Consider the following 13,693-nt stretch of genomic DNA (forward strand, 5'->3'; position numbering starts at 1 on the left):
CGTGGCTGCGCCTGACACATCGGACCTCCAGTCGGATCTCAAGCGCCGCATGGAAGGAGCGCTTGAGGCGTTTCGCAAGGAATTGAGCGGTCTGCGCACCGGCCGTGCCTCCGCCAGCCTGCTTGAGCCCGTCACCATCGAGGCCTACGGCGCCCGCATGCACCTCAAGGAGGTCGGCACCGTCAGCGTGCCGGAGCCGCGCCTGATCGTCGTGCAGGTGTGGGACCGCGGCATGGTCAAGGCCGTGGAGAAGGGCATCCGCGACTCGGGCCTCGGCCTGAACCCGCAGACGGAAGGCCAATCGATCCGCGTGCCGCTGCCCGACCTGACGCAGGAACGCCGCAAGGAACTCGCCAAGGTCGCCCACAAATACGCCGAGCAGGCCCGCGTCGCCGTGCGCAACGTGCGCCGCGACGGCATGGACGGCCTGAAGAAGGCCGAGAAGGCCGGCGACATCTCGCAGGACGAGCACAAGGGGCTCGGCGAGAAGGTCCAGGCGCTGACCGACCAGTACATCAAGCTGGTCGACGATGCGCTTGCGGCGAAAGAAAAGGACATCATGCAGGTCTGACGGCATGCGCGACGCGGAAGACAGCCGCCCCCTGCGCCCGCCCGCGCACGTGGCCGTGATCATGGACGGCAACGGGCGTTGGGCGAAGTCCAGAGGACTGCCCCGCACCGCCGGCCATAAAAAGGGCGTGGACGCCGTCCGCCGGACGGTCGAAGCCGCGGGTGAACTGGGGATCGGCTATCTGACGATCTTCAGCTTCTCGTCCGAGAACTGGCGTCGGCCGGAGGAGGAGGTGTCCGACCTCATGCAGCTCCTGCGCTTCTACCTGCGCAGCGAGATTGCCGACCTCCACCGGAACGGTGTGCGCCTGCGCGTCATCGGCGACCGGGCCCGCCTGTCCAAGGACATTGTCGGCCTGATCGACAACGCCGAGAATCTCACGCGCGACAACCGCAAGCTGACCCTCGTGGTGGCGCTGAGCTACGGCTCCCGCCAGGAGATCACGCTGGCGGCGCGGCGTCTGGCCGAGGAGGTGAAGGCGGGGACGCTCAATCCCGCGGACATCACCGAGGACCGGCTGTCCGAACGCCTGTTCACCGCCGACATCCCGGACCCCGACCTGATCGTCCGCACCAGCGGCGAGAAGCGCATCAGCAACTTCCTGCTCTGGCAGGCGGCGTATGCCGAGCTGGTCTTCGTGGACACGCTCTGGCCTGACTTTTCCAAGCGTGACCTGGAGGCGGCGATTGAAGAGTTCCACCGACGGGAACGTCGCTTCGGCGCAACCACCGGCACCCGCTAAATCCGGCGACCTGAAGACGCGCGCCATCTCGGCGCTCGTCCTGGCTCCGCTCGTCCTGGCGGCCGTCTGGGCCGGCGGTTGGGTGTTTCACGTTCTGATCGCGCTTGGCGCCGTGGCCTCCGCCGTGGAGTGGAGCAACCTCGTACCCTGCCGCCGCAAGGCTGCTGCCATCGCGTTATCGGTGGCCGGTGTCCTGCTGGCGCTGGCGGCGCAGATCGCCGCCGGGCCGTGGGCGGCCGTCGTCGTCGCCATCCTGGCCACCGCTGGTGTGGCCGTGGCCTCGGGCGGGCCGGACCGCGGTCTGTCCGGGGGCGGGATCCTTTACGTCGTGGCCGGGCTGGCTGGCCTGATGTGGCTGCGCGACGATCCGGACTCCGGCCTCGCGCTGTTCCTCTTCACCATGCTCGGGGTCTGGGCGACCGACATCGGCGCCTACGCGGCCGGACGCACCATCGGCGGGCCGAAGCTGGCCCCGCGCATCAGCCCGAAGAAGACCTGGGCCGGGCTGATCGGCGGCATGGCCTCTTCCGCCCTGGTGGGGTGGGGCGTGGCTCTGGCGGCGGGCGCGCAACGGCCGCTGCTGGCTCTTGCGGTGGGCGCCGTCCTGGCCGTGGTGGCGCAAGCGGGCGACCTCTTCGAATCCGCGGTCAAGCGCCGTTACAACGTGAAGGACAGCGGCCATCTCATTCCTGGTCACGGCGGAATCCTGGACCGCATCGACGGGCTGCTCGCCGCCGCCCCGGTGCTGGCCCTGTTCCACGCGACCATCGGCACGGCAATCGCATGGTGGTGACGGGGTTATGGTTGTGAAGTCAGAAGGGGCGGGGGACGCGCCGCGCCGTGTGACGATCTTCGGTTCGACCGGGTCGGTCGGCACTCAGACGGTGGACCTCGTCGCCCGCGATCCGGAGCGCTTCCCGGTGGAGGCGCTGACCGCCAACCGCAACGTCGCCCTTCTCGCCGAGCAGGCGCGGCAGCTCCGCCCGAAGCTGGCCGTGGTCGCCGACCCTGCGGCCTACGCCGACCTCAAGGAGGCGCTGGCCAGAACCGGCGTGGAGGCCGCCGCCGGGCCGCAGGCCGTCGCCGAGGCCGCGGAGCGTCCCGCCGACTGGGTGATGGCCGCCATCGTCGGCGCCGCCGGGCTTGAGCCCACGCTGGCCGCGGTGCGCCGCGGCGCCTGCGTCGCCTTCGCCAACAAGGAGGTTCTGGTCTGCGCCGGCGCCCTGATGATGGAGGAGGTGCGCCGCCACGGCGCCAACCTGCTGCCGGTCGACAGCGAGCATTCGGCGATCTATCAGGTCTTCGATTTCGACCGTCTGGACAGCGTCCAGCGCCTGATCCTGACGGCCTCCGGCGGCCCCTTCCGGACCAGGGACCGCGCCTTCATGGCCGCGGCGACGCGCGAGCAGGCGGTCGCCCATCCGACCTGGGAGATGGGCGCCAAGATCTCCGTCGACAGCGCCACCATGATGAACAAGGGGCTGGAGATCATCGAAGCGCATTTCCTTTTCGGCGTTCCCGAAGAGAAGATCGACGTGCTGGTCCACCCGCAGTCGGTCGTGCATTCGCTGGTCGAGTATGTGGACGGTTCCGTCCTGGCGCAGCTCGGCACGCCGGACATGCGCACGCCGATCGCCTACGCGCTTGGCTGGCCGGCGCGCATCCCGACGCCCGCCGAACGGCTGGACCTGGTCAAGGCCGCCACCCTGACCTTCGAGGCGCCGGACCCCGAGCGATTCCCAGCCCTGAGGCTCGCCCGGGCCGCCTTGCAAAGCGGTGGGGGCGCTCCTACTATTCTCAGTGCCGCCAACGAGGTGGCCGTGCAGGCGTTTCTCGACCGCCGGATCGGCTTTCTCGACATCGAACGGATCGTCGAGGGGGTGTTGGGCACGCTGCCGCACCGACCGCTCCGCGACCTGGGCGCGGTGCGCGACACCGACGCCGAGGCGCGCCGCGTGGCGGCGGACCGGGTCGCGGCGCTGGCACGCTGAGTCTTTTTCCGGACGCGGACCGCGAAGGAGCCGTTCCGGGATGCAAAGGATGTGATGGACGTCATGGGCGGCTTCGGGACCACGCTTCTGTCTTTTCTGCTGGTCCTCACCGTGCTCGTGTTTGTGCACGAACTCGGTCACTACCTCGTCGCGCGCCGCAACGGCGTGCGGATCGAGGTCTTCTCCATCGGCTTCGGCCCTGAGCTGTTCGGCTGGACCGACCGGGCCGGAACGCGCTGGAAGTTCAGCGCCATCCCGCTCGGCGGCTATGTGAAGATGTTCGGCGACGCCGACCCGGCAAGCACGCCCGGCGCCCACACGCAGAGCATGAGCGCCGAAGAGCAGGCGGTGTCCTTCCACCACAAGCGGCTCGGCCAGCGGGCGGCCATCGTGGCGGCGGGACCCATCGCGAATTTCCTGTTCGCCATCGTCGCCCTGACCATCCTCTTCGCCACCGCCGGCCAGTCCTTCACCCCGCCGGACGTCGGCGGCGTGCAGCCGGGCAGCGCCGCGGAGCGCGCCGGGCTGCAGCCGGGCGACCTGATCGTCTCGATCAACGGCAGCGGCATCCAGCGATTCGAGGAAATCCGGCAGATCGTCTCGATGCAGCCGGGGGCGCCGTTGGAGATGGTGGTGCAGCGCGACGGGCGCCCGGTCAATCTGACGGCGACTCCGGATGTGCGCGAGGTTACCGACCGACTCGGCAACACCCACCGCATCGGCCAGCTCGGCATCATGCGCGGCGGAGCGGAGACGAAGCGTCACGACCCGCTGACCGCCGCATGGCAGGCGGGCCGGGAGGTCGTCGGGATGGTGTCGGGCACCTTCGTGGCGCTCGGCCAGATGATCGAGGGCTCGCGCGGCACCGAGGAGTTGGGTGGGCCGTTGCGCATCGCCCAGATGTCCGGCGAGGTCGCCCAATCCGGCTGGTACCCGCTGATCTGGTTCATGACGTTCCTGTCGGTGAACCTCGGCATGATCAATTTGTTTCCGGTTCCGCTGCTTGACGGCGGCCATCTGATGTTTTACGCCCTGGAAGGACTCCGTGGGCGTCCTCTCGGACCTAAAGCGCAAGAATACGGTTTCCGCATCGGTCTTGCTTTGGTATTAACGCTCATGGTTTTCGCCACGTGGAACGATCTCGTTCAGCTTCGCGTGGTGGATTTCTTTAGGGGGCTGATATCCTGAGGGATGCCCCCAAAGCCAGGGAGCGAGCTTTGCGGGTGTCGAGCAGGGTTCTGGCGTTCGGCCTGATGGCCGGGTGCGCCATGACGACGGTTTCTCTTGCCCTTTCCCACGCAGCCTGGGCCCAGGCGGGCGCGCCCAAACCGGGCGCGGCGAAATCCGCCGCGTTCGGCGACGGGACGCTGGTCGCCCAGATGTTCTCGGGCGGCACCATCCGGGACATCCGGGTGGAGGGCGTTCAGCGCATCGAGCCGACGACGGTCCGCTCCTACCTCGCGGTGGCGCCCGGCGATCCCTTCGATCCTGATCGCATCGACCAGTCGCTGAAGGCCCTGTTCAACACGGGCCTGTTCGCCGACGTCGTGCTGAAGCGCGACGGCGATGCGCTGGTGGTGCAGGTGGCGGAAAACCCGATCATCAACCGCATCGCCTTCGAGGGGAACCGGCGCATCGAGAAGGAGAACCTGGAGAAGGAAATCCAGCTCCGTCCCCGCGTCGTCTACACCCGCACCCGCGTGCAGAGCGACGTGCAGCGCATCCTGGACATCTACCGCCGCCAGGGCCGCTTCGCCGCGACCGTCGAGCCGAAGATCATCCAGCTCGACCAGAACCGCGTCGATCTGGTGTTCGAGATCAACGAGGGTGTGCGCACCGGCGTGCGCAGCATCGCCTTCATCGGCAACGAGAAGTTCTCCGACGGGACGCTGCGCGAGGCGATCCAGACGCGGGAAAGCGCCTGGTGGCGCTTCATGACGTCGGACGACAACTACGATCCCGACCGCCTGAACTACGACCGCGACCTGCTGCGCCGCTACTACCTCAAGGAAGGCTACGCCGACTTCCGCGTCGTCTCCGCCGTGGCGGAGCTGACGCCGGACCGCGAGGACTTCGTCATCACCTTCACGGTGGACGAGGGCGAGCGCTACAAGTTCGGCAAGATGGACATCAGCACCTCTCTGAAGGCGTTGGACCCGGAGCAGCTGCGCAGCGTGCTGACCACGCGCGAGGGCGACTGGTACAACGCGCAGGAGGTGGAGAACACCATCACCAAGCTGTCCAACGCGGTCGGCGATCTGCAATACGCCTTCGTGGACGTCCGGCCGCGGATTTCGCGCAACCGCGAGAACCAGACCATCGACATCGTCTACGACATCGTCGAGGGACCGCGCGTCTTCGTGGAGCGCATTGACGTGACCGGCAACGTCCGCACGCTGGACAAGGTGGTCCGGCGCGAGATGCTGCTGTCCGAAGGCGACCCGTTCAGCACGACCAAGCTGCGCCGCTCCGAGCAGCGCATCAAGGATCTCGGCTATTTCGAGCGCGTCAACATCACCACCGCGGAAGGCTCGGCGCCCGACCGCACGGTGATGAACGTCGAGGTGACCGAGCAGTCCACCGGTGAAATTTCCATCGGCGCCGGTTACTCGACCTCCGACGGTCCGCTGGCCGACTTCTCGATCCGCGAGCGCAACCTGCTGGGCCGTGGCCAGGATCTGCGCTTCGGCGCCACCGTGTCGGGCAGCCGCCAGGAATACGACGTCTCCTTCACCGAGCCGTACTTCCTCGACCGCGACCTGTCCGCCGGTTTCGACCTGTTCCGCATCACCCGCGACTATCAGGACGAAAGCTCCTTCGACGAGAAGAGCACCGGCATGGCCCTGCGCATGGGCTACCCGCTGACGGAGAACCTGCGCCAGCGCGTCTATTACCAGCTCCAGAACACCGATATCACCAGCGTCCCGAGCAGCGCGTCGCAGTACATCCAGGACCAGAAGGGCGCACGCCTAACCTCGCTGATCGGGCAGGAGTTGACCTACGACCGCCGCAACAGCCGCCTGAACCCGACCGAAGGCTATTATATCCGGTTGACGAACGATCTCGCGGGCCTGGGTGGCGACGCGCGCTTCCTGCGCAACCGTCTCGGCGCTGGCTATTACCTGCCATTGTTCGACGAGAGCTGGGTCGTCAGCGCCACCGGCGAGGTCGGCTACATCGTCGGCATCGGTGACGACGGCATTGCCCTGTCCGATCGCTTCTTCATCGGCGGTGACACGCTGCGTGGTTTCAACACCGCCGGCATCGGCCCGCGCGACCTGCGCACCGGCGACGCCCTGGGCGGCACCCGCTACTACCGCGGGTCGGTCGAGATGAGCTTCCCGGTCGGCCTGCCCGAGGAGTTCGGGCTGAAGGGGCACGCCTTCACCGACGTCGGCACGCTGGGCAAGGTCGACATCAACGATCCGCTCGTCCCCGACGACGAATCGGTCCGCCTGTCGGTCGGCACCGGCTTGTCCTGGCGCTCGCCCTTCGGGCCGATCCGCCTTGACTTTGCGGTCCCGATTCTCAAGGAAGATTACGACAAGAAAGAGATCTTCCGCTTCAGCTTTGGAACCAGGTTCTAACATGCAGTTCAGCAAGCTCAGGGCGCTGGTCGCCGCCGGTGCGGTGATGGCGGGCGTCGCGATGGCGACGCCGTCCTTCGCCCAGGACAAGCCGACCGACAACCTCAAGGCGCCGGTCATCGCCGTGGTCGACGTTCAGAAGATCATGCAGGAGTCGAACGCCTCCAAGGGCGTCTCGAAGTCCTTCGAATCGCTGCGCGAGACCTATCAGAAGGAAATCGCCTCGCTCGAGGACAAGCTGCGCAAGTCCGAGGAGGAATTGCGCAAGCAGCAGACCGTGCTGGCTCCGGACGCGCTGGCCAACAAGCGCCGCGACTTCGAGAAGCAGGTCGGTGAGGTCCAGAAGACGGTGCAGAGCCGCAAGCGCGCCCTGGAAAACGCGCTGAACGAGGCGATGGCCGTTGTCCACAAGAGCATGGTGGAGATTGTCGCCGACGTCGCGCGCGAGCGCGGGGCCAACCTGGTCCTCGCCCGTCAGCAGTTCGTCCTGGTCGACACCCAGCTCGACGTCACCGACGTGGTGCTGGAGCGCGTGAACAAGAAGCTGCCCCAGGTCGCGCTGACCGTTCCCAAGCAGTAGGGCACGAACGGCGGCAAGGAATCAGCGGCCGAGCCGCCACGCTTCCTCAGGGAGGCGTGGCGGCTTCTCGTATGCGCCGGACGCAAGCGAGGCTGGAACCCTGGCGGCGTCGGGATTGCCAAATCCCTGGAAATGGGGCACAAGGGGCTTCGTCCCGGGCCGCCGCAGGCGTGGCGCGGGGCGTTTTCGTGGATTTTGAAAGGCGGGCGGCCGGACCATGGATGTGACGGCGGACAACAAGAAGATAGCCGACCTCGACATCATGCGGATCATGGAAATGATCCCGCATCGCTATCCGATTCTGATGATCGACCGGGTGATCGACATCACTCTGGGCGAGAGCGCCACCGGCGTGAAGAACGTCACCATCAACGAGCCGTTCTTTCAGGGGCACTTCCCGTCGCGACCGGTGATGCCGGGCGTGATGATCATCGAGGCGATGGCGCAGACCTCCGCCGTGCTGGTGGTCGCCACGTTGGGCAAGGAGTCCGAGGGCAAGCTGGTCTATTTCATGACCGTGGACGAGGCGCGTTTCCGCCGTCCGGTCACACCCGGCGACACCATCCACATCCACGTGACCAAGCAGCGCCAGCGCGCCAACGTGTGGAAGTTCAAGGGCGAGGCCAAGGTCAACGGTGTCCTGGTCGCTGAAGCCGTCTATTCCGCCATGATCCTGGACGAGAAATGAGCGTTTCCATTCACCCGACGGCGGTCGTCGATCCGGCCGCCAGGCTGGGCGAAGGCGTTTCCATCGGTCCCTTTTGCGTGGTCGGTCCGGATGTCCAACTTGGCGACCGCGTGCGCCTGACCTCCCACGTGGTGGTCGAGGGACGCACGCGCATCGGCGAGGACTCGGTCATCTATCCCTTCGCGTCCATCGGCCACCGCCCGCAGGACCTGAAGTTCAAGGGCGAGCCGTCCGAACTGATCATCGGGCGCAACAACCAGATCCGCGAGCATGTCACCATGAGCCCCGGCACCGAGGGTGGCGGCATGGTCACGCGGATCGGCGACAACGGGCTGTTCATGGTCGGCGTCCATGTTGCCCACGACTGCGTCGTCGGCAACAACGCGGTTCTGGCGAACAACGCCACGCTGGCCGGCCATGTGGAACTCGGCGATTTCGTGACCATCGGCGGGCTGTCGGCGGTCCGCCAGTTCGTCCGCATCGGGTCGCACGCCATGATCGGCGGCATGTCCGGTGTGGAGAAGGACGTGATCCCCTATGGCCTCGTCATGGGCGACCGGGCGCGTCTGGCCGGTCTGAACCTCGTCGGGCTGGAGCGCCGCGGTTTCCAGAAGGACGAGATCCACGCCCTGCGCGCCGCCTACCGCCTGCTGTTCGGCAACGAAGGAACCTTCGCCGAGCGCATGGAGGAGGTCGGGCGAGACATGGGGCAGCAGACGCTGGTCGCCGACGTGCTGACCTTCGCACGGGCCTCGCGGTCGCTCTGCCAGCCGCGCGAGGGCTGAGGAGCGGTCGCGCTCCGGTTTCTTCTGTTCCGTAGTCTGGGAGAGTCCCGGCCATGTCGCAGCCTCTTCCCAAGCTCGGCATCCTGGCGGGCGGCGGCACCTTGCCGGCCCGCATCGCCGCCGCGGTGCGCGGCCAGGGGCGCGAGGTCTTCGTCGTCGCCTTCAACGGCCACACCGATCCCGCCACCGTCGAGGGCCTTCCCCATCTGTGGAGCCGCTTCGGTGCGGCCGGCAGCATCATCGACCGGCTGAAGAGGGAAAAGGTCGCGGAGCTGGTCTTTGCCGGGCCGGTGCGCCGGCCGTCCTTCACCGAGCTTCTTCCCGACTGGTACACCACCAAGTTCCTCGCCAAGGTCGGCACCCGCGCGCTCGGAGACGACGGGCTGCTGCGCTCCGTCGCGCGGGAACTCGAAGGGGAGGGGTTCCGCGTCGTTGGTTTGCACGATCTCCTCGGCGAGCTTCTGACTCCGGCGGGGCCGGTGGGACGGCTGCGGCCGGACGCCGAGGCGGAGCGCGACATCGCCCGCGCCGTCGAGGTCGCCCGCGCGCTCGGTACGCTCGACGTCGGGCAGGGCGCCGTGGTGCAGCAGGGGATCGTGCTCGCCGTCGAAGCCATCGAGGGCACCGACGCCATGCTGGCCCGCTGCGCCGGCTTGGCGCGGCCCGGGCCGGGCGGCGTGCTCGTCAAGGTGAAGAAGCCGCAGCAGGACCGCCGCCTCGACCTGCCCACCATGGGGGTGACGACCGTGGAGAACGCTGCCCGCGCCGGTCTGCGTGGCATCGCGGTGGAGGCAGGCGGCAGCCTGCTGGTGGACCGCGGCGCGGTGGCCGAGGTCGCTGACCGGCTGGGTCTGTTCGTGGTCGGCATCACCGTTTCATCGGAGCATCGGCTGTGAGCGATCCGCTGATTTTCCTGATCGCCGGGGAGCCCTCCGGCGACGCGCTGGGCGCGCGGCTGATGGCCGCCTGCAAGCGGTTGACCGGCGGACGGGTGCGCTTCGCCGGCATTGGTGGCGAGAAGATGGTCGCGGAGGGGCTGGACAGCCTGTTCCCGATGGGCGAACTGACGCTGTTCGGCGTGTTCGAGCTGCTGCCCCATCTGCCGAACCTGCTGCGCCGCATCGACCAGACGGTCGCCGAGATCCTGCGGCTGCGCCCCAACGCGGTGGTGGGCATCGATTCGCCGGGCTTCACCGTGCGGGTGTCCAAGCGGGTCAAGGCGCAGGCGCCGGACATCCCGCTGATTCATTACGTGGCGCCCACCGTCTGGGCGTGGAAGCCGAAGCGCGCCGCCAAATACGCGGCGATCTACGATCACCTGCTGGCCATCCTGCCCTTCGAGCCGCCCTATTTCGAGAAGGAAGGGCTTCCCTGCACCTTCGTCGGCCATTCGGTGGTGGAGAGCGGCGCCGGGCATGGCGATGCGCAGCGCTTCCGCGCCGCCCATGGGCTGACCCCGGATGCGCGCATCGTCGCCGTTCTGCCGGGCAGCCGGAAAGGCGAGGTGTCGCGCCTTCTCCCCGACTTCCGCGCCACGCTGGAACGCTTGCTCCCGAACCATCCGGGGCTGGTCGCCGTGGTGCCGACCGTGGCGACGGTGCGCGAACGCGTTGCGGCGGAGGTGGCAGGCTGGCCCATGCGCAGCATTCTCGTCGAGGGCGACGGCCCGAAGTACGACGCCTTCGCGGCGGCGGAGGCTGCGCTGGCGGCGTCCGGGACGGTGGCGCTGGAATTGGCGCTGGCGCGCCTGCCGACGGTAATCGCCTACCGCCTCAACCCAGTGACGGTGGCCTTGTACCGGCGGCTGATCCGGGTCAAATACGTCAATCTGGTCAATCTGATGCTCGACCGCATGCTGGTGCCGGAACTGCTTCAGGAGGACTGCCGGCCGGACCGGCTGGCCACTGAACTGGGCCGCCTGCTCGACGATCCCGCGGCCCGCGCGACGCAGATCGACGGGGTGGCGGAGGTGGCGCGCTGGTTGGGGCAGGGCGGAACGCCGCCCAGCGAACGCGCCGCCCAGGTCGTGCTGGAGGTTGCCGCCGGCCAGCTGGATCAGGCGAGGCCGGATAAGACGAGAGCGCAAGAACCCGCTTGGGAGAAGAGACCATGAGCCAATTCCGTCTGCTGCACACGATGCTCCGGGTCTATGACCTGGAGAAGTCGCTGGACTTCTACACCCGCCTGCTCGGCATGAAGCTGCTGCGCCGCAACGACTATGAGGGCGGCCGCTTCACGCTGGCCTTCGTCGGCTACGGCGACGAGAAGGACACCGCCGTCCTGGAACTGACCCACAACTGGGACCAGGCCGAGCCTTACGCCATCGGCACCGCCTACGGCCACATCGCGCTGGGCGTTCCCGATATCTACGGCACCTGCGAGCAGCTCGCCAAGGAAGGCGTCAAAATTCCGCGTCCGCCCGGCCCGATGAAGCACGGCACCACCGTGATCGCCTTCATCGAGGACCCGGACGGCTACAAGGTCGAGCTGATCGAGACGAAGTAACCGGTCTCACAGCGTCTTGTAGAAGAGGACGGTGTCGTGAAGGGCGCCGTCCGCTTCCACCGTGTAGCCGGGGATCACCCCGGCCCGCCGCCAGCCCGTCGCTTCATAGAAGGGCTCGCCACGGTCGCCCTTCAGCGTGTCGAGCACCAGAAGCGACCGCCCCAGACCACGGGCGGTGTCCTCCACCGCCGCCATCAGCCGCCGCGCGACTCCGCTCCGCCGGTGGCGGGTGAAGACGAGCAGTTTCTGCACCTCGGCGCGGTGCGCACCGTTCGGCTTGGTGCACAGTGCCAACTGGACGCTTCCCAACAGTTCTCCCGCTGGTCCTCGCGCGATCAGCAGATGGTGCGCACCGCCGGACAGCAGCCCGGCCACACCGTCCCAGAAGGCCCGCTTCCAGTAAGGGGCCAGCGGGGCGTGGTACCCCACTGAAGCGCCGCTGTTCACCGCGTCCTCCAGAAGAGCTTCCAGTTCAACGCGCAGGCGTCCGTCATCGAGAGTGGAGATGTCGGTGATGGACAAGGTCATCGTCATGTGAGGTGCCGGGATGGTTCGGTTTCTGCGCCCAAGCCTGCCCGCCGCTCCCGCGGTCCACAATTGACTTCGTAGGGCATGGGTGTGAGGAATCCTCACATCGACCTCCAGAGACGCCGCCGATGCCGCGCCTTCCCTTCACCGCCCTGGCCGCTTTCGAAGCGGCGTCCCGCCACGGCAGCATGACGCGCGCCGCCGACGAGCTTGGCCTGACTCACGGCGCGGTCAGCCGTCAGGTGGGCGATCTGGAAAAGCGGCTGAAGGTCCGTCTGTTCGACCGCACCCCGCAGGGGCTTCACCTGACCGACGCCGGACGCGACCTCGCACAGGCCTGCACCGCGGGGCTGGGGCGGGTTCAGGAAAGCTGGGACCGCATCGCCGGGCAAGGGCCGGAACGGCTGCGCATCGCTGCGCCGCGCACCTGGGCGGCCTTGTGGCTGGTGCCACGCTTGGGTCGCTTCCTGGACGGCCGGTCGGGCCTGCGGCTGGACATCGAGGGGGGCAACACCGATCGCGCGTCGGAGGCCGAGGCGGGTTGGGCGGTCATCCGCTACGTGCGCGGCGGCGATCCCGGCCCCGCGGGGGCGCTTTTGTCGGAAGAGCCGCTGTTTCCGGTTTGCGCTCCGGCGCTGGCTGAACGGCTGTCCGGACCGGCCGACCTGTTCCGCCAGACGCTGCTGCATTATCAGGCATCTCCGGACTGGAGCCTTTGGCGCGCTGGCAGCGGGGTGGAACTGGATGGGGCGGGGGGCCTGAGCTTCTCGGAATCGGTGATGGTGATCCAGGCGGCCATGGCCGGGCAGGGGATCGCGCTGGGGCGCCCGTCGCTGGTGCTGGAGGCGCTGGAAGCGGGACGGCTCGTCTGCCCCTTCGGGCCCGCGGTGCCCTGCGGCGACCGCTACCTGCTGACGGCGCCGGCCGAAGGGTGCGGGCGTGGTGTGCTCCGCGCTTTCCGGCACTGGCTGCTGGCGGAGGCCGCTGCGGATCGGGCGCGGCTGGAGCGGCTCGGCATACTGCTTCCGCAGGGCCACGCTGGCACCTGACTCCGTTTCGTGTTTATATCCGCCATCGGATGGATTTGGAGTGGAGACACGCCCCCATGCTGCGCCTTTACGACAACCTGTCTTCCGGAAACGGCTACAAGTGCCGGCTGCTGCTCCACAAGCTGGGCCTTGCCTATGAACGGGTCGAGCTGGACATCGACCGGGAGGAGACCCGCACTCCGGAATTCCTGGCCCGCAATCCGAACGGCCGCATCCCGACCCTGCAACTGGAAAACGGCAGCCACCTGCCGGAATCCAACGCGATCCTCTGGTATCTGGCGGAAGGCACGCCCTATCTGCCCGACGACCGGGAGGGACGCGCGCGGGTCCTGCAATGGATGTTCTTCGAGCAGTACAGCCACGAACCGAACATTGCCACCGTGCGCTTCTGGATCACGCACCACGTGGAGATGACGGAGGAGCGCAAGCTGGGGCTGGTGACCAAGCGCCGGCTCGGTTACGACGCGCTGGGCGTCATGGAAGGGCATCTGGCGGAGCGACGCTTCTTCGTGGGCGAGCGCTTCAGCGTCGCCGACATCGCGCTCTACGCCTACACGCATGTGGCGGAGGAGGGTGGGTTCGACCTGTCCGGCTATCCGGCGGTGCGCGCATGGATGGAGCGTGTGGCGGCGGAAGGGCCGCACATCCCGATCACCCAGGGCTAGAC

The 13,693-nt window shown here is 67.8% G+C and carries 15 protein-coding genes; 14 read left to right on the forward strand and 1 reads right to left on the reverse strand.

Annotated features, from left to right (window positions below):
* Position 1 precedes the first annotated feature (1 nt).
* The 12 genes from frr to gloA all read left to right on the forward strand — a co-directional run bounded on the left by frr (position 2) and on the right by gloA (position 11,449).
* On the forward strand, positions 2-571 hold the full coding sequence (gene frr / locus AC1DVI_RS14440; RefSeq protein WP_114858465.1) for a ribosome recycling factor: 570 nt from the start codon (positions 2-4) through the stop codon (positions 569-571).
* Between the two features lie 4 nt (positions 572-575).
* Positions 576-1,313 carry an isoprenyl transferase gene (locus AC1DVI_RS14445; protein ID WP_476958534.1) on the forward strand — a complete coding sequence of 246 codons (738 nt, stop codon included), beginning with the start codon at positions 576-578 and terminating at the stop codon, positions 1,311-1,313.
* Entirely contained in the window at positions 1,258-2,106 is an 849-nt protein-coding gene (locus AC1DVI_RS14450) for a phosphatidate cytidylyltransferase (protein WP_476958535.1), read from the forward strand. Before AC1DVI_RS14445 ends, AC1DVI_RS14450 begins: the two co-directional genes overlap by 56 nt.
* Before the next feature lie 7 nt (positions 2,107-2,113).
* Positions 2,114-3,304, forward strand: a complete 1,191-nt coding sequence (locus tag AC1DVI_RS14455; protein ID WP_476958536.1) for a 1-deoxy-D-xylulose-5-phosphate reductoisomerase — start codon at positions 2,114-2,116, stop codon at positions 3,302-3,304.
* A 54-nt stretch (positions 3,305-3,358) separates the two neighbouring features.
* Positions 3,359-4,492: an RIP metalloprotease RseP gene (gene rseP, locus AC1DVI_RS14460; RefSeq protein WP_476958567.1), complete on the forward strand. Its 1,134-nt coding sequence runs from the start codon at positions 3,359-3,361 to the stop codon at positions 4,490-4,492.
* A gap of 80 nt (positions 4,493-4,572) precedes the next feature.
* Positions 4,573-6,891 carry an outer membrane protein assembly factor BamA gene (bamA, locus tag AC1DVI_RS14465; RefSeq protein WP_476958537.1) on the forward strand — a complete coding sequence of 773 codons (2,319 nt, stop codon included), beginning with the start codon at positions 4,573-4,575 and terminating at the stop codon, positions 6,889-6,891.
* A gap of 1 nt (position 6,892) precedes the next feature.
* A complete protein-coding gene (locus AC1DVI_RS14470; RefSeq protein ID WP_149166394.1) occupies positions 6,893-7,471 on the forward strand; it encodes an OmpH/Skp family outer membrane protein in 579 nt (192 codons plus the stop codon).
* A gap of 217 nt (positions 7,472-7,688) precedes the next feature.
* Complete coding sequence (gene fabZ, locus AC1DVI_RS14475) at positions 7,689-8,159, forward strand: 3-hydroxyacyl-ACP dehydratase FabZ (protein WP_035673111.1); 471 nt, start codon at positions 7,689-7,691, stop codon at positions 8,157-8,159.
* The gene (lpxA, locus tag AC1DVI_RS14480) at positions 8,156-8,944 is read left to right on the forward strand and encodes an acyl-ACP--UDP-N-acetylglucosamine O-acyltransferase (protein ID WP_476958538.1); all 789 of its coding nucleotides are present in this window, start codon (positions 8,156-8,158) and stop codon (positions 8,942-8,944) included. Before fabZ ends, lpxA begins: the two co-directional genes overlap by 4 nt.
* A 53-nt stretch (positions 8,945-8,997) precedes the next feature.
* Positions 8,998-9,840, forward strand: a complete 843-nt coding sequence (locus AC1DVI_RS14485) for an LpxI family protein (protein ID WP_476958539.1) — start codon at positions 8,998-9,000, stop codon at positions 9,838-9,840.
* Positions 9,837-11,057: a lipid-A-disaccharide synthase gene (lpxB, locus tag AC1DVI_RS14490; protein ID WP_476958540.1), complete on the forward strand. Its 1,221-nt coding sequence runs from the start codon at positions 9,837-9,839 to the stop codon at positions 11,055-11,057. Before AC1DVI_RS14485 ends, lpxB begins: the two co-directional genes overlap by 4 nt.
* A complete protein-coding gene (gene gloA / locus AC1DVI_RS14495) occupies positions 11,054-11,449 on the forward strand; it encodes a lactoylglutathione lyase (RefSeq protein WP_149166390.1) in 396 nt (131 codons plus the stop codon). The genes lpxB and gloA overlap by 4 nt, the downstream gene beginning before the upstream one ends.
* A gap of 6 nt (positions 11,450-11,455) precedes the next feature.
* Here gloA and AC1DVI_RS14500 read toward each other — a convergent pair whose 3' ends face one another.
* On the reverse strand, positions 11,456-11,983 hold the full coding sequence (locus AC1DVI_RS14500) for a GNAT family N-acetyltransferase (RefSeq protein ID WP_476958541.1): 528 nt from the start codon (positions 11,981-11,983) through the stop codon (positions 11,456-11,458).
* 122 nt (positions 11,984-12,105) lie between these two features.
* Between AC1DVI_RS14500 and AC1DVI_RS14505 the strand changes: the two genes are divergently transcribed.
* Both AC1DVI_RS14505 and AC1DVI_RS14510 read left to right on the forward strand, forming a co-directional pair.
* Positions 12,106-13,026, forward strand: a complete 921-nt coding sequence (locus AC1DVI_RS14505) for a LysR substrate-binding domain-containing protein (protein ID WP_476958542.1) — start codon at positions 12,106-12,108, stop codon at positions 13,024-13,026.
* Between the two features lie 56 nt (positions 13,027-13,082).
* A complete protein-coding gene (locus AC1DVI_RS14510) occupies positions 13,083-13,691 on the forward strand; it encodes a glutathione S-transferase family protein (protein ID WP_476958543.1) in 609 nt (202 codons plus the stop codon).
* The last annotated feature ends 2 nt before the right edge of the window (positions 13,692-13,693 follow it).

It is taken from the genome of Azospirillum sp. P4_B5 (assembly GCF_056402275.1).

What these genes read in the sequence shown, in the direction of transcription:
- fabZ (WP_035673111.1), top strand. Translation starts at nt 7,689, where the DNA reads ATGGATGTGACGGCGGACAACAAGAAGATAGCCGACCTCGACATCATG.
- rseP (WP_476958567.1), top strand. Translation starts at nt 3,359, where the DNA reads ATGGACGTCATGGGCGGCTTCGGGACCACGCTTCTGTCTTTTCTGCTG.
- gloA (WP_149166390.1), top strand. Translation starts at nt 11,054, where the DNA reads ATGAGCCAATTCCGTCTGCTGCACACGATGCTCCGGGTCTATGACCTG.
- AC1DVI_RS14455 (WP_476958536.1), top strand. Translation starts at nt 2,114, where the DNA reads ATGGTTGTGAAGTCAGAAGGGGCGGGGGACGCGCCGCGCCGTGTGACG.
- AC1DVI_RS14485 (WP_476958539.1), top strand. Translation starts at nt 8,998, where the DNA reads ATGTCGCAGCCTCTTCCCAAGCTCGGCATCCTGGCGGGCGGCGGCACC.
- AC1DVI_RS14505 (WP_476958542.1), top strand. Translation starts at nt 12,106, where the DNA reads ATGCCGCGCCTTCCCTTCACCGCCCTGGCCGCTTTCGAAGCGGCGTCC.
- bamA (WP_476958537.1), top strand. Translation starts at nt 4,573, where the DNA reads ATGACGACGGTTTCTCTTGCCCTTTCCCACGCAGCCTGGGCCCAGGCG.
- AC1DVI_RS14470 (WP_149166394.1), top strand. Translation starts at nt 6,893, where the DNA reads ATGCAGTTCAGCAAGCTCAGGGCGCTGGTCGCCGCCGGTGCGGTGATG.
- AC1DVI_RS14510 (WP_476958543.1), top strand. Translation starts at nt 13,083, where the DNA reads ATGCTGCGCCTTTACGACAACCTGTCTTCCGGAAACGGCTACAAGTGC.
- AC1DVI_RS14445 (WP_476958534.1), top strand. Translation starts at nt 576, where the DNA reads ATGCGCGACGCGGAAGACAGCCGCCCCCTGCGCCCGCCCGCGCACGTG.
- AC1DVI_RS14500 (WP_476958541.1), bottom strand. Translation starts at nt 11,983, where the DNA reads ATGACGATGACCTTGTCCATCACCGACATCTCCACTCTCGATGACGGA.
- lpxA (WP_476958538.1), top strand. Translation starts at nt 8,156, where the DNA reads ATGAGCGTTTCCATTCACCCGACGGCGGTCGTCGATCCGGCCGCCAGG.